Origin of the sequence: Polaromonas aquatica, assembly GCF_050626995.1 — a bacterium.
Classification (GTDB): Bacteria; Pseudomonadota; Gammaproteobacteria; order Burkholderiales; family Burkholderiaceae_C; genus Polaromonas; species Polaromonas aquatica_A.
In genome coordinates this window covers 4,232,664-4,253,617 of record NZ_CP192467.1, presented here as the reverse complement: position 1 = coordinate 4,253,617, position 20,954 = coordinate 4,232,664, and the positions used below count along the sequence as shown (strand labels likewise).

Genomic DNA, 20,954 nt, shown 5'->3' with positions numbered 1-20,954 from the left:
TGTTATCGCCTCAGCACCAGCCAGCCGAATGCGCCCAGCGAAACGGCCATGTAGAGCAAGCCCGGCGTGGCGGCCGCCAGCCAGGGTTGCCAGTTACGCAGATTGCCGATATAGCCGAACACGTTGTTGAGCAGAAAAAAACTGATGCCGATCATCACGCCTGCGAACACGTAGCCGGCGATGCCGCCGGAGCGAAAGTGCAGGTAGGCAAATGGCAGGGCCAGGATCACCATCACAAGGCAACTGAGCGGGTAAAACACTTTTTTCCAGAATTCGATTTCGTAACGCTGGGCCGTCTGGCCATTGGCATCCAGGTGGCGGACGTAGTTGAACAGGTCGATGGTTCCCATGCGTTCGGGCTTGAGAAGCGCCACTGACACCATTTCCGCGCTGATTTCGGTGGGCCAGCGGTAGCTCTCCAGCACGGCGCGGTTGACTTTGGCTGTGTCCTTGGGGGTGGCTGTACTGGCCATGCCGGTTTGAACTGCGAATTCTGTGCGGGTGGCCTTGTTCAATTGCCACGCATCGCCCGCGGAAAATGCGGCCAGCGGCGCTTGCGTGGTGGAAACGATCAACCCTTTGCTGTTGAACTCAAAAATCTGCACGTCACGCATTTCGTTGTCGGGGGTGAGTTCCTTGACGTTGACGACATAGGTGTTGTAGGCCTGCTTTTCTTTCAGCCAGGCACCGGTTTGGCCGATGGTGATCTTGCTTTGGTAGCGTGCCTTGAGCAGCTGCGCGGCCCGCTCGCTGGCCGGTGCCAAGTAGTCACCCACTGCGAAACTGAACACCACAAACAGTGCGCCCAGCGCCAGCAGCAGCTTCAATGCGCGCCACGGGCCCAGGCCGCTGGTCCGCAGGATGGTGTATTCGGAACTCTGGGCCAGGCGGGCCATGACGAAGATGGTGCCGATCAGCACGGAGATCGGCAGCAACTCATACAGGTGATTGGGAATCAGAAGGCCCACGTACAGGAGTGCGTGCCTGATCTGGTAGATATCGGCGGCGTTGAAGCCGCTGCTCTTGCCAAGGTACTGAAGCTCATCGACCAGGTCAAAGAAGAAAAACAGGGCGAGGAAGCCCAAGGCGACCAGCGCGATGGCCGCCAGCACTTCCCCGTAAATCAGGCGACGTATGGTTTTCATGAATGGCTTTCGCTGTCGCGCACGGCAAGGGGTGCTCGGCTGACGCGCCGGGCAGGCCGCAGGACCCAGTTGAACTGCCGCTTGGACAGCCAGACGATGGCCAGTAATAGCACGCCTCCGTGAAGGGCCAGCAGAAAATTACTGAAACTGATGAGTCCCACAAAAATCCAGCTCTGCCCAAGGTTGACGAGATTGTTGTAGACCACAAATGTCAACAACACAAAAATCATGTTGCCACTGCGCCCACCGCGTGGATTCACGCTGGCCAGCGCTACCGCCAGCACGACAAAATTGACGGAAGCCAAAGCCAGCCCTATACGCCATGCCAGTTCGCCGAGATTGCCACGTGTCGGCGCTTTGATAAGGGAACGGGTGGACAGCAGTTTGGCTTCAGGCGTGTTGGCGGCAAGCGGGTTTGAGTCACCGGTCTTGGTGCCGTACTCTTCAAAGTCGCTGATTTTGAGCGCCGATTGCCCGATCGTGTTTTCCAGGCGTTGGCCATTTTCGAGCATGAGGAACTGGACATCACCCATGGTTTCAATACGGCCTGAGCGGGCGGTAGTGACGGAATTTTTACCCTTCTCCGTGGCGGAAATAAACACGTTGTTGCTGGCTCGCTCGTTTGCCAGGTTGCGATCAATGAAGAAAACGCGGTTCCCGCTGGAGGATTCCTGAAACTGGCCGGGTGCAATGCGATCCAGGTCGCCGCGCTGTTCATAGCGGCTTTGCATGTCCTTGGTTTGCTGATTGGTCCAGGGCCAGACAAACAGTGCCATCAGCGTGATGACCAGCAGGACCGGCCACGCAAAACGGAAAAGCGGCCGGAGAAAACCGGCCAGGCCCTGGCCACTGGTGAACCACACCACCATTTCACTGTCGCGGTACATGCGCGACAAGGTGCTGACCATCGCAATAAAAAGTGACAGCGTAAGGATGGTCGGCAGGCGCCCCAGCGCCGAGTAGGCCATGAACAGCATGACGTCCTGCGGGTTGATAAAGCCCCGCGATGCCTGGCCCAGGGTCCGGATCAGGACAATGGTCATCACGATAGTGACCAGGACAACCAGCGTGGCCCCAAAACTGCGTGCCAGCTCTTTGCGGATCGTGGATTGGAATAACATTGACTGAATATCTGCCTTGGCTTCGTTTTATTTTTTTACTTTGGTTTATTTACCAGACCCTGAATTATGGACTTTGAACTCAAAACACTGACACTTGCCCGTATTTGCAGCGAAAAAACCGATGCACTGCTGGTTCTCGTTCCCCAGGATCTGGGCGCAGGTAACGACCCTCTTTCGGTGCTCGCATCGCTGGCGATCAAGTCGGGGGACTTTGAAGCCAAGCCTGGCAAGCTCCTGAGCACCTACCGCGCGCCCGGTATCACCGCCAAGCGGGTGGTACTGGCGGGCGCGGGAGATGCCAGCGCCAAAAGCGTCCGTACCGCCGTCAGCGCCGGACTGGGTGCCCTGAAATCAGGCAGTGTGCAGCGCCTGACCATTTGTTTCAATGCATTGGGTGAATTGCAGGCTGATGCCGTACGCGCCGCCGTTGTCGCTTGCGGTGATGCCAGCTATGTGTACACCACCACGAAATCCAAGCCAGGCGTCACCAGGCTGCAGCAGGTGGTGGTTGCGGTGAATGACTCTGCGAATGCCCGGATCGCAAAGCCCGGTCTTGACAAGGGTGCAGCTCTGGTCAAAGGCATTGAGTTCGCCAAGGAATGGGCCAATCGTCCAGCCAACCACGCGACGCCGACCTTGTTGGCGGGGGGCGCCCGGGAACTGGGCAAACTGCGCAATATCAAGGTCGAAGTTCTGGGCCCCAAAGAGGTCGCCAGGTTGGGTATGGGCTCTTTCATGGCTGTCGCACAAGGGACTGCCGAGCCCTTGCGCTTCATCGTGTTGCGCTATGAAGGAGCGGCGAAGGCTGAGGCTCCCGTGGTGCTCGTCGGCAAGGGCATCACGTTTGACACCGGTGGCATTTCCATCAAGCCCGCCGCCGAAATGGACGAGATGAAGTTCGACATGTGTGGCGCTGCCAGCGTGCTGGGTACTTTCCGGGCACTGGCGGAGTTGCAGCCGGCGCTCAATGTGGTGGGCCTGATTCCGTCTTGCGAAAACATGCCGGGCGGGCGCGCCGTCAAGCCTGGCGACGTGGTGACCAGCATGAGTGGGCAAACTATTGAAATCCTGAATACCGACGCCGAAGGTCGGCTGGTGCTCTGCGACGCCTTGACGTATGCCGAACGTTTCAAGCCCCGGGCTGTGGTGGATATCGCAACACTGACGGGCGCTTGCGTGATTGCCCTGGGTGGGGTGCGCAGCGGGCTTTTCTCAAGCGATGACCAGTTGGCCGAGGTGTTGTCGGCGGCGGGTGAGTCCTCCCTGGACCTGTGCTGGAGGATGCCGCTGGACGACGATTACGCGGAAGGGCTCAAGACAAATTTTGCCGATGTTGCCAATGTGGCAGGTCGGGCCGGCGGTGCGATTACCGCTGCCAAGTTCCTCCAGAGGTTTGCTGCCAGTTTTCCCTGGGCGCACCTCGACATTGCCGGAACGGCCTGGAAGGGTGGATCCGCCAAAGGTGCCACGGGCCGGCCGGTGCCGTTGTTGCTGGACTACCTGTTGGGCCAAGCGGCGCTTGCCAGGCCAGGGACTTCGGCCAGGGCGCCGGGCAAGAACGCCAAACCTGCGTCTAAAAACAAGCGTTCATCCAAAACCCGGGCATGACCGAAATCGCCTTTCACTTCAATGTGCCCGACAAGCTGGCCTATAGCTGCCGGTTGCTTCGAAAGGCGTACCTTGGTGGCGCCAGTGTCGTGGTGACGGCGGAGCCTGCCGTTCTGGCCGAACTTGACCAGTTGATGTGGAGTTTTTCGCCTGCGGAGTTTGTTCCGCATTGTCGCGCTGGTTCTGCAGAAAGTACGCTGGCGGTAACGCCTGTGGTGCTGGCCGATTCCCTCAAGGACTGCCCGCATTACAGTGTGCTGGTCAATCTGGGGCAAAAAATTCCCGCCGAATTCGAACGTTTTGAGCGCTTTATTGAGGTGGTTGCACGGACTGATGACGACCGGCTCGCAGCCCGAAGCCGGTGGAAGCATTACACCGACAGAGGCTATGCGATGAAACGACATGACCTTGCTGCGGCCGGAGATGGAACATGAGCCCTCCACCCGCGCCCCCTCGGTTCGTCCCGACCCTGACGGAAGTCGTCCGGCCGACGCCCGCTGCGTTGCCGGTTGCGGAGCCTGCATTGTCCAACGCCGGCGTGCCTCCGGCGCAAACCGCTGCATCTGCGGAGCTTGAGGAGCAAATGGTGCAACGTGTGCTGCAACGGGTTAACCTGGTTCTTGAGCGGCGCTTGCGGGAGGTTGTCGGGCAACTCATCCTGGAGCATACGCAAACTCTCGTGCCGGACCTTCGCAAAGAAATCGAAGAGGTTGTGCGCCAATCTGTCAGCCAGGCTTTCAACCGCGAAACCGCTCCGCCGACGACAGGCGGTTAGGTTGTGCGGGCTGCTGTTTGCAGACGCAGTTTCCCCAATAAAGCCCCTTGAAACACAAGTTCACATAAGCCGATCTGCTCCACGGGTAAACCCCCTTATCGGAATTTAACCTAGGGACGTTGCTATGGTGCGGGCCCGGAAATTGCGTTATGTTCGGCCCCGTTGAGTAAAAAAATTGTTCTCAACCTTTAACGGTAATTTCCTAATCGGAGTGTTTTTATGCAAATGAAATTAAAACTGACAGTAGTGGCTGCTCTGGCTGCGGTAGCAGGTTTGGCCTCTGCACAAGATGCAGTTGTCAAAATTGGTCACGTGGCACCGCTGTCCGGTTCGCAAGCCCATTACGGCAAGGACAATGAAAACGGCGTGCGCATGGCCATCGAAGACCTGAACGCGCAAAACGTGGTCATCGGCGGCAAAAAGGTCAAGTTTGAAATTGTTGCTGAAGACGATGCAGCTGATCCAAAACAGGGCACGGCTGCCGCACAAAAGCTGTGCGATTCCAAAGTCGCCGGTGTGGTCGGTCACCTGAACTCCGGAACCACCATTCCTGCTTCCAAGGTCTACAACGATTGCGGCATTCCTCACGTGACGGGCGCTGCAACCAACCCTAACCTGACCAAGCCAGGCTACAAGACCACGTACCGCATCATTGCCAATGACAACGCCCTGGGCGCTGGCCTGGCATTCTATGCAGCCGACACCCTGAAGCTGAAAAAAGTCGCCATCATTGACGACCGTACCGCTTACGGCCAAGGCGTGGCTGAAGTGTTCAAGAAAACGGCTTTGGCTAAAGGCATGACCGTGGTTGACGAGCAGTTCACCACCGACAAAGCCACTGACTTCATGGCCATTCTGACGGCCATTAAAGCCAAAGCACCTGACGCCATCTTCTACGGCGGCATGGACCCACAGGGCGGCCCAATGCTGCGCCAGATGGAACAGCTCGGCATGGGCAACGTCAAGTACTTCGGCGGCGACGGCATCTGCACCGCAGAACTGGCCAAGCTGACCGCAGGCGCCAAGACCATCGGCAACGTGGTTTGCGCTGAAGGCGGCGCATCGCTGGCCAAAATGCCAAGCGGCGAAGCATGGAAAAAGCGTTACGACGCCAAGTACCCCAACCAGTTCCAAGTTTACAGCCCATACACCTATGACGCTACCTTCGTTCTGGTTGACGCCATGAAGCGTGCTGGCTCGTGGGATCCAAAGGTCTACACCGCCAAGCTGCCTGAAACCAGCTTCAAGGGCGTGACCACCACGATCGCTTTTGAGCCCAATGGCGAACTGAAGAACCCCGCCATCACCCTGTACGTCTACAAGGACGGCAAGAAATCTGCTCTGAACTAATCGTTCACTGCCAGGAAGAAGCCACCGCAAGGTGGCTTTTTTTTGCCTGTTACTTGCCGAAAGAACCGCAAGCACGGGACGAGATGGCGCGTGAAGGCAGGCGAGGCCCAACCGTGTAGCGGCCAGCATCAATCTGAAAAGAAGCAGGCACAAAAAAGCCCAGACTGGCTGGGCTTTCAGGTGTTTTTGCCACCGTGTGGAACCTCACGGCAACTAGACATTTTGGCGGAAGAGGCGGGATTCGAACCCGCGGTAGGTTTAACCCTACGCACGCTTTCCAGGCGTGTGACTTAAACCGCTCATCCACCCTTCCGCGAAGCCTTTGATTATAGCAGTGCTCCGGGTTTGCGGCGCACTTACATCGCGTCAATACGGGAGCTTAATGCACGGCCCCCTGGAACCGGTGCTTTTCCAGCTGGGCGAGCGTAACAAACTCCAGCGCCCTGCTGTGGGTGGATTCCAGGACGACGGGCGGCGCAAAGCCAGCTTCGAGGGCCTCTCTCCAGCGATTGGCGCACAGGCACCAGCGGTCGCCCGCCTTCAGCCCTGCAAACCGATGCTCGGGCCGTGGCGTCGAAAGGTCATTGCCACGTGCGGTGGAAAAGACCAGGAACTCGGCCGTGACTCGAACGCAAACCAGGTGCGACCCCATGTCAGAGGCGTCCGTATTGCAGCAGCCGTCACGGAAGTAGCCGGTGAGCGGGTCGTAGGAGCAGGGCACAAGGTCCGTACCCAGGACATTCTTGGTATCCATATTGTTGCCTGCGAAAGATCGGTTCGAAAAAGCGTGAGTCCAGGCCTCCGGTCCTACGCTTTGTTGGCCTGCACCATTTTCATGGCCGAGCTGATAAGCGCCGTGACTTCAGTCATGTTGCTCGGCACCACCAACGTGGTTTTGGCGTCCTTGGCTACTTTGGAATAGGCGTCAACCGCTTGTTCGGCTACCTTGAGCTGCACGGCCTGCTCGCCGCCGGGCTGGCGGATGGCTGCGGCCACCATCTCGATGGCTTTCGCATTGGCGTCGGCAACGGCCATGATGGCGGCCGCCTCGCCTTGGGCGTTGTTGATGGCGGCCAGTTTTTCGCCTTCCGAGCGGGCAATGAAAGCTTCGCGCTCGCCGGTGGCGATATTGATCTGCTCCTGGCGGCGGCCTTCGGATGCTGCAATCAGCGCGCGTTTTTCGCGCTCGGCCGTAATCTGCGATTGCATCGCGTGCAGGATTTCCTTTGGAGGCGTCAAATCCTTGATTTCGTAACGCAGGACCTTCACACCCCAGTTCAGGGCAGCTTCATCAATGGCTGCCACAACCTGTGCGTTGATGATGTCGCGCTCTTCGAACGTCTTGTCGAGCTCGAGCTTGCCGATCACCGAGCGCAATGAGGTCTGCGCCAGCTGGGTTACCGCGACGATGTAGTTGGACGAACCGTAGCTGGCGCGCATTGGGTCCGTTACCTGGAAGTAGAGAATGCCGTCGACCTGCAACTGCGTGTTGTCGCGGGTGATGCAAACCTGGCTGGGAACGTCCAGCGGAATTTCCTTCAGGCTGTGCTTGTAGGCAACGCGGTCCACAAAAGGCACCAGGAAATTCAAGCCTGGGGTGAGACTACCGTGGTACTTGCCAAGCCGTTCGATCACCCAGGCGTTTTGCTGTGGCACGACCTTGATGCTGCGCACGATAAAGATGCCGGCCACGATCAGGATGACGATTGCGATTTCCATGGTTTCTCCAATCAGTTATTCATTATTGATGCGCACTTTTTGCGCGTCCCGGCAATGCGTATGCAGGCCGGGCTCCTCCCCAGAGCCTAAAGCCTCTCGATGACCAGCCGGTTACCCAGCATTTCCTTGATGCGGAAGTTGCCAGGGCTGCCTGGTTCACCCGGATTGGCCGCCACCGCGGTCCAGCTGGCGCCGCGGAATTTCACAGTTGCCGTGCCGTCGGCGTTCCATTGGGCCACTTGCACCGGCTCGCCGATGTCCAGGTTGACATCGCGGTTCGCATTGGCAGGCAGTGGGGCCGGACTTTTGCTGCGGTGCCAGTGCCAGGCCGCGACAGCGCCGCCGCCGACCACTGCTGCCACCACGATCTGGCCGACAAGCGGCAAACCGAGATGCGCCGCGATGGCACCCGCCGTCAGGCCCACAGCAATCATCAGCAGGTAGAAGGTGCCGGTCACCAGTTCCACCCCGACGGCTACACCGGCCAGTAACCACCAGATAGTCGATTCACTCATGCTTCCTCCTTTTGTCGGTCATCCGCTACATTTTGGGGCAATTAGACCCCAAGACAAGCGTAGCGCAACAATATGTCCTTACACTTCGCTGCTTGGAAAAACTTCCTTCCATTCACCGCTCGGGCTCAACCTGTCTATGCCCTCTGAGCGTTTCCCATGCCCTCCGACAGGTTCAGGGCGCCCTTGAACTCTGCCGACGCCATGAAATTCCGCTTTCCCATTGTCATCATTGACGAAGACTTCCGTTCCGAAAACACGTCCGGGCTGGGTATTCGTGCGCTGGCCCAAGCCATTGAAACCGAGGGCTTCGAAGTCCTGGGTGTGACCAGCTATGGCGACCTTTCGCAGTTCGCCCAACAGCAAAGCCGCGCCAGCGCCTTCATTTTGTCGATTGACGACGAGGAGTTTTCGCCCGGCCCCGACCTCGACCCCGCCGTGCTGAACCTGCGCACCTTCATCGAAGAGGTGCGCCGCAAGAACCTGGACGTGCCGATCTACGTCTACGGCGAGACCAAAACCTCACGCCATATCCCCAACGACATCCTGCGCGAGCTGCATGGCTTCATCCACATGTTTGAGGACACGCCCGAGTTCGTGGCGCGCCACATCCTGCGCGAGGCCAAAAGCTACCTGGAAGGTGTGCAGCCGCCGTTTTTCAAGGCGCTGCTCGACTACGCCGAAGACGGTTCCTACTCCTGGCATTGCCCCGGGCATTCCGGTGGCGTCGCATTTCTGAAAAGCCCGGTCGGGCAGATGTTTCACCAGTTTTTCGGCGAAAACATGCTGCGCGCCGACGTCTGCAACGCGGTGGAAGAACTCGGCCAGCTGCTGGACCACGATGGCGCCATCGGTGCCAGCGAGCGCAATGCCGCACGCATCTTCAATGCCGACCACTGCTTCTTCGTGACCAACGGCACGTCGACCAGCAACAAAATGGTGTGGCACCACACGGTGGCACCAGGGGACGTGGTCGTGGTGGACCGTAACTGCCACAAGTCCATCCTGCATTCCATCATCATGACGGGCGCGATTCCTGTCTTCCTGAAGCCGACACGCAACCATTTCGGCATCATCGGGCCGATTCCGCAGAGCGAATTCGAGCCGGACGCCATTCGCGCCAAGATCGACGCCAACCCGCTGCTCAAGGGCGTGGATAGCAGCAAGGTCAAACCGCGCGTGCTGACGCTGACGCAGTCCACTTACGACGGAGTGCTCTACAACACCGAAACCATCAAGGGCATGCTGGACGGCTACATCGACAACCTGCACTTTGACGAAGCGTGGCTGCCGCACGCGGCCTTCCACCCGTTCTACGGCACCTACCATGCCATGGGCAAGAACCGTGTCCGGCCGAAGAACGCCGTGGTGTATGCCACCCAGTCCATCCACAAGCTGCTGGCCGGTATCAGCCAGGCCAGCCACGTGCTGGTGCAGGACTCGCAGGACGTGAAGCTCGACAGGCACCTCTTTAATGAGGCCTACCTGATGCATACCTCGACTTCGCCGCAATACAGCATCATTGCAAGCTGCGACGTGGCCGCGGCCATGATGGAGCCGCCCGGCGGCACAGCGCTGGTCGAGGAAAGCATTGCCGAGTCGCTGGATTTCCGCCGCGCTATGCGCAAGATCGACGAGGAATACGGCGACGACTGGTGGTTCAAGGTCTGGGGGCCCGACAAGCTGGTGGAAGAGGGCATCGGTGAAGGCCAGGATTGGATCATCAAGGGCGAATCCCGCAGCGCCAAGACCGCAAGAAACGGTGCCAACAACTGGCACGGCTTCGGCCAGATGGCCACCGGCTTCAACATGCTGGACCCGATCAAGTCCACCATCGTCACGCCTGGCCTCGACCTGAACGGCAAGTTCGCCAAGACCGGCATCCCAGCCAGCATCGTGACCAAGTTCCTGGCTGAGCACGGCGTGATCGTCGAGAAAACCGGCCTGTACAGCTTCTTCATCATGTTCACCATCGGCATCACCAAGGGCCGCTGGAATACGCTGCTGACGGCGCTGCAGCAGTTCAAGGACGACTACGACAAAAACCAGCCGATGTGGCGCATCCTGCCCGAGTTCTGCCAGAAGTACCCCAAGTACGAGCGCATGGGCCTGGCCGACCTGTGCCAGCACATCCACACCCTGTACGCCAAATACGACATCGCGCGGCTGACGACCGAGGTTTACCTGAGCGACCTGGCGCCCGCCATGAAGCCCAGCGACGCCTATTCCCACATCGCCCACCGCACGACGGAGCGGGTCGAGATCGACCACCTGGAAGGCCGTATCACTGTGGGCCTGGTCACGCCTTACCCGCCGGGTATTCCGCTGTTGATCCCAGGCGAAGTCTTCAACAAGCGCATCGTGGACTACCTCAAGTTCTCACGCGAGTTCAACGCACAGTGCCCGGGCTTTGAAACCGACATTCACGGCCTTGTGGAGCAGGTGGATGCCAAAGGCAAGACACGCTATTACGCGGATTGCGTCAAACGCTGAGCGGGGAGAAACGGGTACTTTTGTTTGCTATAGTCGCTCCGATATTTCATGGGGGAGGGAGCATGTTCAAGACGATTCTCTTCGGAGTCCTAGGCGTCATCGTCGGTGCCGTATTCCTGCGTGCGCAGGCAAGCGGGGACAGCGAGTTGCGGCTGGTCATGGCCAACGGCAAGACGGCGGTGGTCGAGCCGATCAAGGAGTACAAGAGTTTTTCCCGCAGTGGCCAAACCATCTACACGGCGGAACTCAAATTCCGTACCGACACCGGGCAAGCCATGACGATCAAGCGCTCGTTTCCCGAGGCTGTGCTGAAGGACTTCGAGGCGGGCAGGCCGGTCAACATCTATTACATGCCGGGTAACCCAAGCCAGGTTGGGTTTGCTCAGGAAGCCGGCGGATCGTCTTTCCTCAAGTGGGTGGGCTGGTTCTTTGTCATTGCCAGTCTGGGCTACACGGGTCTCGGCCTGCTGGCGAGTCAGAAAAAATAAAGCCGCCTCCGCGGGGCGGTTGCTATTCTTTTCGTAGCTGAAAGCACACGGTTGGCAGGCGCCACAGGCTATTTTTCCAGTTGAATGCGGCTGCTGCGAAGCCAACTCACGTCGGTATCTGGCGGCGCGCCGGCTTGCGGGGCCACCTTTAAATCCGCTGGTCTTCCCGTACCCGCATGAAGCTGGCAAACCGGGGCAGGCCGCTGTCATTGAGCCCACGAAAACGGTAGGTGACAGTGCTCCCAATAGGCGGTGGATTCCGGCGATGCTCATCGCTGAGCCCGCTGCCCAGCTTGAAGCGGGGGCCTGCCTTGCCGTCCTTGCCCGGCATTTCCACCAGCAGGGCGCCGAGCATGCCGGCATACTTTCCCTTGCCGGGCACGTGTGCCACCACACGGGCTTCCGTGTCTTCATGGGTTTTAACCTTGAGCAGGTCGTCGCTACGGACGCCTTTGTAGAGAGACGCGCTGCGGTGCAGCATCAAGCCTTCCCCGCCGCGCTTGACGGTGGTGGCGAGCAGCGCCTGTAAAGCCGCATGGCTTGCCACTTTTGACTGCGCCACGGCCTGTACCCACGGCTGGTCGATGCGGCTGACCACGCCGTTGAGGGCCGGAATCCGCTCGCTGAACGGGCCGCCCTGCGCGGGCAAGTCAAACACCATGAAACGCATGGCCCGCCAGGCGGCGTCGTCCGGAGTTTGCTGGCGCACGGTAGACACTGCCCTGGCAAACTGGCCGCGGCCGGCCCACAGTTCGCCATCCATGGGTGTTTTGGGCCAGCCTGTGGTAAACCAAGCCGGCGCGGCGATGCGTTCACCTCCGCGTGTGAGCAGCTGTTCCCCATCCCAGTAGCCGCGCACGCCGTCGAATTTTTCGCTGACCCAATAATCCTGAAGCGGGACGCCGGAGTGGTACACCTTGGCGAGCATTAGCGGCGGCGCTTGCTCAACCGCAGATACTGAAAGTGCAGGCAGCGCCGGTGCCAGCAAGCCTGCGGCCGCGAGTAGCCAATGAAGTGTCTTGAGGCGGAACAAGGCCGTATTGGCCAGCCCGCCGGGACTGCTGATGTGTTGCCGCATGGCTCTCCCTGCTTTTTCTTGACTTATTGCTGTATAAATATACAGTTTATAGTTGAATTTCGCGCGGTGCAAGCGTTCTGCTGGCGCATCATGTTGCCGCGCAACCTGCCCAAACCCAAAGAAGAGGGCCGCAAGGGCCACGAAAGGAATCGCGCCGATGACGCAAAAAATCATTTCCAGAGGAAGCTGCCATTGTGGGAAAGTGGCCTTTGAGGTCGACGGCCAGCCGGCCACCGCGCTGGCCTGCAACTGCTCCATTTGCCAGCGCAAAGGGTCGCTGCTGTGGTTTGTGCCGCGTGACCAGCTCCGGTTGCTGACGCCAGAGGAAAATGCCAGTGCCTACCTGTTCAACAAGCACGTGATTCGCCACCGTTTTTGTCCCACCTGCGGCATTCATCCTTATGGCGAAGGGACTGACCCGGCTGGTAATCGCATGGCGGCTATCAATGTGCGCTGCCTTGAAGGGATCGATCTGGACAGCGTCAAGGTGACGCATTTTGACGGGCGTTCTTCCTAGATTCTCATTCCTGCGGTCTGTATCCGTTACTATTTTTCCTGATTTCCCCCTGGCCATCCGGCCGTATTTCTCACTGACATATGACCTCCAGCGACATTGAAACCATCGAGCGCGCCACTGTGGCGGCTGTATCACCCGAGGAACAGCTGGAAATCGAAGGGTGGCTGCTGCCTTTTGACAGCGGAACTGTCAGTCGCGCCAAAAGCGCCGTTCCGTTGTCACACCAGCCTCCCGCCGATGGCATAGCCGACCGCATCGAAGCGATGTACCGCGCGCGCGGTATGCGGACCGTCTTCCGGCTGGCCAATGAGGCCTGCTTTGATGCCTTGCGCAACGAACTGGGCGCGCGGGGCTACACGGCCGGCAAGCCGGTGCTGGTGCAGGTGGCGCAGGTGCGGTCCATGCGCGGCGTGTCAGCGCAGACACTGGCAGACACCGCCAGCGTGCCGGACGAAGCCTGGGCCGCGCTGTTCCTGGCCGAGGGCTTTGATCCGGTGGACGGCGCCAGCCGCGTCAAGTCGCTGGGCAGAGGACGCGATTCCGTGTTTGCCAGCGTGCGTGAAAACGGCCGGGCGATTGCCGCCGGCGCAGCGGCTTTCAGCCATGGATGGTCCAGCGTCCACGGCATGCGAACCGATCCGGCACACCGTGGCAAGGGGCTGGCGGGGCGGGTGCTGGCCGCCATGGCTGAAGTGGCGATGCAGCGGGGCATTGAGCGCGCATTCCTGCAGGTGGAAGAAGCCAACGCTCCGGCGCGGGCGCTTTACCGGCGCGCGGGCTTTCAACCCGTCTGGCGCTATGACTACTGGACGCAGGGCTGATACCGGCCTCCGGGGCGAAGCGTAAACCGACGCTATTGTTTTTGTAGCTAGTTATCCCGGTTTTTATTGGGTCGCAGCCATTTTTGGCACAAAGTCAGGTCTGACTCAGTCGAATTTGGCTGTTGTTTGCCGCTTGTACAGCCTCGACGGACGCTGCAAAGCGCTTGCGGACCTTGTTGATGGATGTATTTGGCCATCAGCCCAATAAATATGGGCGCAAGAAGCTATCTATTTGATAGCGCTCATTGGGGCGGCAAGGTGCAACGTGCGACGCAGAACACGCACGCAACGCCCGGGCAGCGAGCCGGGCGAAGGCGCCATCAGGCTTCGGCTGCCGGCTCGGCGATGCCACCGACCACGTGGCTGAAGCCGCCGTCGACGTAGGTGATCTCAGCGCTCACGCCTGCGGCCAGGTCGCTCAACAAAAAGGCGGCGACGTTGCCGACATCTTCAATCGTCACGTTGCGGCGGATGGGCGAAGCTTCTGCGACCACACTCAGAATCTTGCCGAAACCTTTGATGCCGCTGGCCGCCAGGGTCTTGATCGGGCCGGCGCTGATGCCGTTGACGCGCATGCCCTTGGGGCCCAGCGATTCGGCGAGGTAACGTACCGAAGCTTCCAGGCTGGCTTTGGCCAGGCCCATGGTGTTGTAGTTGGGCACGGTGCGCACGGCGCCGAGGTAGGTCAGCGTGAGCAGGGCGGATTTTTTGTTGAGATAGGGCAGGGCGGCCTTGGCCATGGCCGGGAAGCTGTAGGCGCTGATGTCGTGCGCGATCTTGAAGGCTTCGCGTGAGAGGCCGTCCAGGAAGTCGCCGGCGATCGCCTCGCGCGGCGCAAAACCGATGCTGTGCACAAAGCCGTCAAACGTCGGCCAGGTTTTGGAAAGGTCGGCAAACATCTTTTCGATCTGCGCGTCGTCGCCCACGTCGCAGTCAAAAATCAGCTTGGAGTCAAAGTCGGCGGCAAACTCGGTGATGCGGTCCTTGAAGCGCTCGCCGACGTAGCCGAAAGCCAGCTCGGCGCCCTGGGCATGGCAGGCCTTGGCGATGCCGTAGGCGATGGACCGGTTCGAGAGGACCCCCGTGATCAACAGTTTTTTGCCAGTGAGGAATCCGGTGTTTGTGGCCATGCAGGTGCTCCAGTAGGTAGTTCGCGGGGAAGGGCAAGCAGCGCAGCGTCAGCGCGCCGGGATCTTGCCAGCTCAAGTAGTGCAGAATTGTCGCATGCGAAGTTTGCTGGTTTGGGTCCTGCTGGGTCTTTCATCACCGTCATGGGCTGCGCATGGCTACGCGCTCTGGGGAGACCTCAAATACCCCGCGGGGTTTGCCCACTTCGACTACGTCAATCCCGCAGCCCCCAAAGGCGGCGACCTGCGCCTGGTCAGCAACCTGCGTTACTCGACCTTCGACAAATACAACCCCTTCACGATCAAAGGCTCGGCGCCGGCTTACCTGTCGGACTTCCTGTTCGATTCCTTGCTGACCGGTGCGATGGACGAAACCGCTTCCGGTTATGGCCTGCTGGCCGAAGATGTTGAGGTTTCATCTGACGGGCTGACGGCCACCTTCCGCCTGCGCAAGGAGGCACGCTTTCACAATGGCGACCCGGTTCTGGCGGCCGACGTCAAATACAGCTTCGACACCCTGATGGGGCCGCACACCTCCCCAGGCTACAAGACCCTGCTCGAGGATGTGGCGGCCTGCGAGGTAGCCGGCGAACGGACGGTGCGGTTTCGTTTCAAAAAACCAAACCGCGAACTGCCGCTGACGGTGGGTGGCCTGCCCATATTCAGCCGCAAATGGGGCATGGATGCCGCCGGCAAAGCCAAACCGTTCAATGAGGTCGTGGCCGACATCCCGATCGGAAGCGGCCCCTACCGCATAGGTCCGGTGGTCTTCGGCAAGGACATCACCTACGTGCGCGACAAAACTTACTGGGGTGAAAAGCTCAATGTCCGGGTTGGGACAGAGAATTTCGACAGCGTCACCGTCAAGATCTACAAGGACAACACCGCCAGGCTCGAGGCGCTCAAGGCCAGTGAGTTCGACATCATGCGGTTTTTCTCGGCCGGCGACTGGGCCCGGCGCCTGAGCGGCAAGCGCTTTGACAGCGGCGAGCTGGTCAAAGGTGAATTCAAACACCGCCTGCCTTCGGGTTTCCAGAGTTATGTGCTCAACACCCGGCGCGAAAAACTCAAGGACCCGCGCGTGCGTGAGGCCTTGGGCCTGGCCATCGACTATGAATGGATGAACCGCCAGTTGTTCTACAACGCCTACCAACGGGTGACTGGCCTTTTCGGTAATACCGATTGCCAGGCCACTGGCCTGCCGAAGCCTGAAGAGCTGGCCTTGATGGAGCCCTGGCGCAAGGAAATTCCTGCGGCAGCATTCGGTGCGATGTACGTACCGGCGCGCACCGACGGCGATTCCTCGCTGCGCGCCAATTTGCGCCGCGCCCAGGCCTTGCTCAAGGAGGCCGGCTGGGAAGTGCGTGACGGCAAGCTGCGCAATGCCAAAGGGGAGGCCATGGTGCTGGAGTTCCTTGACAGCAATGAGGGCGGCGTGCGCACCATTTCACCCTGGATGCGTGCCCTTGAAAAGCTCGGCATCCAGCTCACCTTCCGTCAGGCAGATTTCGCGCTTTACCAGCAGCGCCTGGATAAATTCGAGTTCGATATCATTTCCATTGCGTACCCCGGCACCAACAACCCGGGCCAGGAGTTCGCTGACCTGTTTGGCAGCAAGGCCGCCGGAACGGAGAGCTCGGGCAATTTCAGCGGCGCCGCCAATCCCGCCATTGATGCCATGATCACGAAGATGACCAGCGCCAGGACGAAAACCGAGTTGCTGCCAGCCTGCCGTGCGCTGGAACGTATCGTGGCGCATAGCCACTACCTGCTGCCGGCGTGGACGGCGGGCACCCATCGCATCGTCTACAACGCACGCCGGCTCGCCATGCCGGGCCAGATGCCGCCTTATGCGCCGGGCGAGGCCTGGATCATCAACACGTGGTGGAAAAAATGAGCACCCCCGCCGGACGTTCGCTTCGCGTAAGACTTCCGTGGTGCGGCCAGAGGCCTTCCTCTTCGGAACGTCCAAGCCTGCACTTGCAGGCTCGGAGCCGCGTTCCTCAGCCCCATGCAGGGGGCGGCAGCTGCGGCCTGGCAAAGCCGGTTCCGCGCTGCCCACTGGATTGGATGGCAATGGATCGGAAGGAGGACTGATCGGTCATGTTTGCCTACATTCTCAAACGCTGTCTTTTGATGATCCCGACTTTGTTTGGGGTGCTGCTAATTACCTTTGTGGTCACGCAGTTCGTGCCGGGCGGGCCGGTCGAGCAGTACATGGCCGAGGCGAAGGCCGGTGCAGGGCGAGGCGCCGAGGGCGGTGGGCTCAGCTACCGGGGTGGGCAGGGGGTGGATCCGAAGCGCGTCGAGCAGATCAAGGCCCTTTACGGTTTCGATAAGCCGGCGCCCGAGCGTTTTTACCTGATGCTCAAGCAGTTTTTGAGCTTTGACCTTGGCAGAAGCTTCTTCCACAACAAGGAAGTCTGGCAACTGGTCAAGGAAAAGCTCCCCGTCTCCGTCAGCTTGGGCTTGTGGACCTTTTTCATCAGCTATCTGGTCGCGGTGCCGCTGGGAGTGGCCAAAGCAGTGCGTGCCGGTTCGCGTTTCGATTTCATCACCACTTTGTTGGTGCTGATCGGCTACGCGATTCCCGGCTTTGTGTTGGGTGTTGCGCTTCTGGTGATTTTTGGAGGTCAGCTGCAGTGGTTCCCACTACGCGGCCTGACGTCATCCAACTGGGAAACCCTGAGCTGGGGCGCCCGTATCACCGACTACCTCTGGCATATCACTCTGCCGGTCACCGCCATGGTGCTGGGCAGCTTTGCCGTCACTGCGATGCTGACCAAAAACTCCTTCCTGGAAGAAATCCGCAAACAATATGTGTTGACGGCGCGCGCCAAGGGCCTGGGTGAGCGCCAAGTGCTCTGGAAGCATGTGTTCCGCAATGCGCTGATTCCCCTCATAACCGGCTTTCCGACGGCCTTCATTAGCTCGTTCTATACCGGCGCATTGCTGATTGAAACTCTTTTTTCGCTGGATGGCATGGGGCTTCTCAGCTATGAAAGCATCATCCGGCGTGATTACCCGGTGGTGCTGGGCACGCTTTTTCTGTTTACCCTGATCGGCTTGTTCACCAAGCTGATTTCCGATTTGTCTTATGTCTGGGTGGATCCGCGTGTACGGTTCGATTGACCCCCCTGAAGCCGCCTCCGGCGGCCTTCCCCCCGAGGGGACGCCTCCTGCGGACGGGCAAAGCCCGATCCGCGGCGGCACTGGTGAAGACCAGTTGACCGCCACCGTTGGGTTAGAGCGGTACATTTCCAATTCGCCAGCGCGACGGGCATGGAGGCGCTTCCGGCGCAACAAGCTGGGGTTTTACAGCCTGGTGCTGTTTTGTTTCTTGGTCGTGTTGAGTCTCTTTGCCGAGCTGGTCTCCAACGACCGGCCGCTGCTGGTGCGTTATGAGGGCGGTTATTACTTCCCCATGGTCAAGGACTACAGCGAGAAAACCTTTGGCGGCGATTTCGACACGGCAACCGATTATCTTGATCCCTATATCCAGGAGCGGCTGGCGCGCGGCAGCAATTTCGCGCTGTACACGCTCAACCCCTACGGCCCGAATACGCTCAATTATTTTGCGAAAGAGCCCAATCCCTCAAAACCGACACGCGCCAATCTGCTCGGCACCGATGACCGGGGTCGCGACCTCCTGGCCCAGCTGATCTACGGGTTTCGGGTCAGCGTGCTGTTTGCGCTGGCCCTGACGGTCACCGGGGTACTGCTCGGCATGCTGACGGGGGCTCTGCAAGGCTATTTTGGCGGGAAGACCGACTTGCTGTTCCAGCGCTTCATTGAGATCTGGGGCTCCATGCCGGAGCTTTACCTGCTGATCATCTTCAGCGCCGTTTTTGCGCCCAGCGTGGCCCTGCTGCTGATCCTGCTGAGCCTGTTCGGCTGGATGGGGCTGTCGGACTATGTACGTGCTGAATTTTTGCGCAACCGGCAGATGGACTACGTGCGCGCCGCGCGGGCGCTGGGTGTCGGCGACCTGCACATCATTTGGCGCCATATCCTGCCCAACAGCCTGACCCCGGTGGTGACCTTCCTGCCGTTTCGCATGAGCGGCGCGATCCTGGCGCTGACGTCACTCGATTTTCTGGGCCTGGGCGTCCCGCCAGGTACGCCTTCGCTCGGCGAGTTGTTGTCCCAGGGCAAGAACAGCATCGACGCGTGGTGGATATCGCTATCGACATTCGCGGTGCTGGTGATCACGCTGCTTCTGCTCACCTTTATGGGCGATGCCTTGCGTGATGCGCTGGACCCGAGAAAGGCCGACTGATGGCAACGCCGCTTCTTGACGTTGAAAACCTGCGCATCTCGTTTGGCGGCAAAGAAGTCGTCCATGGCATAAATTTCTCCATTGCGCCGGGCGAAAAGCTTGCGCTGGTGGGCGAATCCGGCTCGGGCAAGACGGTGACGGCGCTGAGCCTGCTGCGTCTGGCGCAAAACGCCGTGGTTGGCGGCAAGGCTGTTTTTACCGGAATAGACGCCGCAGAGCGGGCCGCCAGCGGTGCGCCACCCAGGGCGCCCGTGGATTTGTTGTCGTTGCCGGAACAATCCTTGCGCGGAATACGGGGCCGCGACATCGCGATGATCTTCCAGGAGCCCATGACGGCGTTGAACCCCCTGTTCAGTGTGGGTAACCAGATTGCCGAAGTTCTTCAGTTAAAACAGGGTCTTACCCCCGCAGAATGTGCGCAAGCAGCTATCAAATTGCTAGCGGATACGGGGATTACCGAGCCCGAACGACGCGCAAATTCTTTCCCGCACCAGCTTTCAGGGGGCCAGCGGCAGCGAGCGATGATCGCCATGGCGCTGGCCTGCCAACCCAGGCTGCTGCTGGCTGACGAGCCCACCACCGCACTGGACGTTACCTTGCGCGGCCAGATCCTGGATCTGCTCGGCGAACTGCAGCAGCGCAACGGTATGGCGGTGTTGATGATCACCCACGACCTGAACCTCGTGCGCAAGTTCGCCGACCGCGTGGCGGTGATGGAAAACGGCCATATCGTGGAGCAGGGCGCGGTGGCCGAGGTTTTCGCTCAGCCCCAGCATCCCTACACGCGCAAGTTGATTGACAGCAGACCGCAGCGGGACGGGCTGGCAGCGGCAGATGCCGACGCTGGCATGGATGCGGCGCCCACGATGCGCGCGGAGAGCCTGCGCGTGGTGTATCCGGTGCCCATTCCGGGCATACGCGGATGGTTCAAAAAAGCTGAGTTTGTAGCGGTGAAGGGCGCGAGCTTTCATATTCCACCGGGAAAGACGCTGGGCGTGATCGGCGAATCGGGCTCCGGCAAATCGACCCTGGCGCTTGCCAGCCTGGGCCTGCTGCCTTTTTCCGGGCAGTTGCAGGCGGCAGGTCAGGCCTGGAGCCGGGATACAGCGCGCAACAAGGCGATCCGCCGCTCCGTTCAGGTCGTATTCCAGGATCCGTTCTCTTCCCTGTCGCCACGGATGCCTGTTGAAGCCATTGTGGAGGAGGGCCTGCTGGTGCACGAGCCCAAACTGGAAGCAGGTGAAAGGCGCAGGCGGGCGCTGCAGGCGCTGGCAGATGTCGGCATGACAGAAGCCCAGTTTCCAGGTTTGCTGCAGCGTTATCCGCACGAATTTTCGGGTGGCCAGCGCCAGCGTCTGGCCATTGCCCGGGCGCTGATTGTTAATCCCAGCCTGCTGGTGCTCGATGAGCCCACCAGCGCGCTGGATGTGACCATCCAGAAACAGGTGTTGGGACTGTTGCAAAGGCTGCAGCGCGAACGCGGCCTGAGCTATCTACTGATCACGCATGACGTCGACGTGATCCGCGCCATGGCGCATGAAGTCATGGTGATGAAAGACGGTGATGTATTGGAGTCCGGCTCGTTAAACGAAGTGCTGGACAGGCCGCAACACCCTTACACACGGGTTTTGGTCACTGCGGGTTGATTGCTTCGCCATCCCAATGCCCCTGCAGGACCTCAACCTCATAAACTACTTTAAATAACATCAATATCTATATGATTAAATTGATATATTTTATGTGATGTGATGTGATGTGATGTGTATCGCTGCGCTTCCATGGTTTTTATTCATTCGTTTGCAGTGCACAGGTTGAGGTGAAGCGCAATGGCGGAACACGAAAAGAAAGGTTCTCTTTTTGCCCTATCGGATTTGCTGCGTTTCAATGAACGAAAGGGCGCCTTAACCAGAAAGATTTAGGG

Annotated in this window: 19 protein-coding genes and 1 tRNA gene; 12 read left to right on the top strand and 8 right to left on the bottom strand. The window is 59.6% G+C overall.

The features are described from left to right. Positions 1-2: 2 nt before the first annotated feature. Together lptG and lptF are read right to left on the bottom strand one after the other, a co-directional pair. Positions 3-1,145 carry an LPS export ABC transporter permease LptG gene (gene lptG, locus ACQ4MS_RS20260; protein WP_431096494.1) on the bottom strand — a complete coding sequence of 381 codons (1,143 nt, stop codon included), beginning with the start codon at positions 1,143-1,145 and terminating at the stop codon, positions 3-5. Beyond that, positions 1,142-2,266 carry an LPS export ABC transporter permease LptF gene (gene lptF, locus ACQ4MS_RS20255; protein ID WP_431096493.1) on the bottom strand — a complete coding sequence of 375 codons (1,125 nt, stop codon included), beginning with the start codon at positions 2,264-2,266 and terminating at the stop codon, positions 1,142-1,144. The genes lptG and lptF overlap by 4 nt, the downstream gene beginning before the upstream one ends. 66 nt (positions 2,267-2,332) lie before the next feature. Here lptF and ACQ4MS_RS20250 point away from each other — a divergent pair, with 66 nt between their 5' ends. From ACQ4MS_RS20250 to ACQ4MS_RS20235, 4 genes are all read left to right on the top strand, one after another. After that, entirely contained in the window at positions 2,333-3,874 is a 1,542-nt protein-coding gene (locus ACQ4MS_RS20250; protein ID WP_431096492.1) for a leucyl aminopeptidase, read from the top strand. Then, positions 3,871-4,308, top strand: a complete 438-nt coding sequence (locus tag ACQ4MS_RS20245; protein WP_431096491.1) for a DNA polymerase III subunit chi — start codon at positions 3,871-3,873, stop codon at positions 4,306-4,308. The genes ACQ4MS_RS20250 and ACQ4MS_RS20245 overlap by 4 nt, the downstream gene beginning before the upstream one ends. Continuing rightward, positions 4,305-4,649 (top strand): hypothetical protein, encoded by a 345-nt coding sequence (locus tag ACQ4MS_RS20240; protein WP_431096490.1) that lies wholly within the window; start codon positions 4,305-4,307, stop codon positions 4,647-4,649. Before ACQ4MS_RS20245 ends, ACQ4MS_RS20240 begins: the two co-directional genes overlap by 4 nt. A 219-nt stretch (positions 4,650-4,868) precedes the next feature. Beyond that, positions 4,869-5,999: a branched-chain amino acid ABC transporter substrate-binding protein gene (locus ACQ4MS_RS20235; RefSeq protein ID WP_431096489.1), complete on the top strand. Its 1,131-nt coding sequence runs from the start codon at positions 4,869-4,871 to the stop codon at positions 5,997-5,999. 223 nt (positions 6,000-6,222) lie between these two features. On the opposite strand, the gene ACQ4MS_RS20230 is transcribed toward ACQ4MS_RS20235, so the two are convergent. The 4 genes from ACQ4MS_RS20230 to ACQ4MS_RS20215 all read right to left on the bottom strand — a co-directional run bounded on the left by ACQ4MS_RS20230 (position 6,223) and on the right by ACQ4MS_RS20215 (position 8,233). Then, a tRNA-Ser gene (locus ACQ4MS_RS20230) sits at positions 6,223-6,312 on the bottom strand. Positions 6,313-6,378: 66 nt separating this feature from the next. After that, entirely contained in the window at positions 6,379-6,753 is a 375-nt protein-coding gene (locus ACQ4MS_RS20225; RefSeq protein WP_431096488.1) for a DUF2237 family protein, read from the bottom strand. A 53-nt stretch (positions 6,754-6,806) separates the two neighbouring features. After that, a complete protein-coding gene (locus ACQ4MS_RS20220; protein WP_431096486.1) occupies positions 6,807-7,718 on the bottom strand; it encodes an SPFH domain-containing protein in 912 nt (303 codons plus the stop codon). A gap of 86 nt (positions 7,719-7,804) precedes the next feature. Next, positions 7,805-8,233, bottom strand: a complete 429-nt coding sequence (locus ACQ4MS_RS20215; RefSeq protein ID WP_431096485.1) for an NfeD family protein — start codon at positions 8,231-8,233, stop codon at positions 7,805-7,807. Between the two features lie 201 nt (positions 8,234-8,434). Between ACQ4MS_RS20215 and ACQ4MS_RS20210 the strand changes: the two genes are divergently transcribed. Beyond that, positions 8,435-10,723 (top strand): Orn/Lys/Arg decarboxylase N-terminal domain-containing protein, encoded by a 2,289-nt coding sequence (locus ACQ4MS_RS20210; RefSeq protein ID WP_431096484.1) that lies wholly within the window; start codon positions 8,435-8,437, stop codon positions 10,721-10,723. A gap of 62 nt (positions 10,724-10,785) precedes the next feature. Continuing rightward, positions 10,786-11,211, top strand: a complete 426-nt coding sequence (locus tag ACQ4MS_RS20205; protein WP_431096483.1) for a hypothetical protein — start codon at positions 10,786-10,788, stop codon at positions 11,209-11,211. Positions 11,212-11,359: 148 nt separating this feature from the next. Here the strand turns inward: ACQ4MS_RS20205 and ACQ4MS_RS20200 are convergent, their stop codons facing one another. Further along, complete coding sequence (locus ACQ4MS_RS20200; protein ID WP_431096482.1) at positions 11,360-12,289, bottom strand: DNA ligase; 930 nt, start codon at positions 12,287-12,289, stop codon at positions 11,360-11,362. A gap of 169 nt (positions 12,290-12,458) precedes the next feature. Between ACQ4MS_RS20200 and ACQ4MS_RS20195 the strand changes: the two genes are divergently transcribed. Next, positions 12,459-12,806 (top strand): GFA family protein, encoded by a 348-nt coding sequence (locus ACQ4MS_RS20195; protein WP_431099635.1) that lies wholly within the window; start codon positions 12,459-12,461, stop codon positions 12,804-12,806. A gap of 80 nt (positions 12,807-12,886) precedes the next feature. Further along, positions 12,887-13,627, top strand: coding sequence for a GNAT family N-acetyltransferase (locus ACQ4MS_RS20190; RefSeq protein ID WP_431096481.1), 741 nt, complete (start codon positions 12,887-12,889; stop codon positions 13,625-13,627). Between the two features lie 320 nt (positions 13,628-13,947). On the opposite strand, the gene fabI is transcribed toward ACQ4MS_RS20190, so the two are convergent. Further along, positions 13,948-14,757 carry an enoyl-ACP reductase FabI gene (gene fabI, locus ACQ4MS_RS20185; protein WP_431096480.1) on the bottom strand — a complete coding sequence of 270 codons (810 nt, stop codon included), beginning with the start codon at positions 14,755-14,757 and terminating at the stop codon, positions 13,948-13,950. 94 nt (positions 14,758-14,851) lie between these two features. Between fabI and ACQ4MS_RS20180 the strand changes: the two genes are divergently transcribed. The 4 genes from ACQ4MS_RS20180 (at position 14,852) to ACQ4MS_RS20165 (ending at position 20,679) form a co-directional block, all read left to right on the top strand. After that, positions 14,852-16,651, top strand: a complete 1,800-nt coding sequence (locus ACQ4MS_RS20180; protein ID WP_431096479.1) for an extracellular solute-binding protein — start codon at positions 14,852-14,854, stop codon at positions 16,649-16,651. 206 nt (positions 16,652-16,857) lie between these two features. Continuing rightward, the gene (locus ACQ4MS_RS20175) at positions 16,858-17,886 is read left to right on the top strand and encodes a microcin C ABC transporter permease YejB (RefSeq protein WP_431096478.1); all 1,029 of its coding nucleotides are present in this window, start codon (positions 16,858-16,860) and stop codon (positions 17,884-17,886) included. After that, entirely contained in the window at positions 17,852-19,033 is a 1,182-nt protein-coding gene (locus ACQ4MS_RS20170) for an ABC transporter permease (RefSeq protein ID WP_431096477.1), read from the top strand. The genes ACQ4MS_RS20175 and ACQ4MS_RS20170 overlap by 35 nt, the downstream gene beginning before the upstream one ends. Continuing rightward, positions 19,033-20,679, top strand: coding sequence for an ABC transporter ATP-binding protein (locus tag ACQ4MS_RS20165; RefSeq protein ID WP_431096476.1), 1,647 nt, complete (start codon positions 19,033-19,035; stop codon positions 20,677-20,679). Before ACQ4MS_RS20170 ends, ACQ4MS_RS20165 begins: the two co-directional genes overlap by 1 nt. Positions 20,680-20,954: the final 275 nt, after the last annotated feature.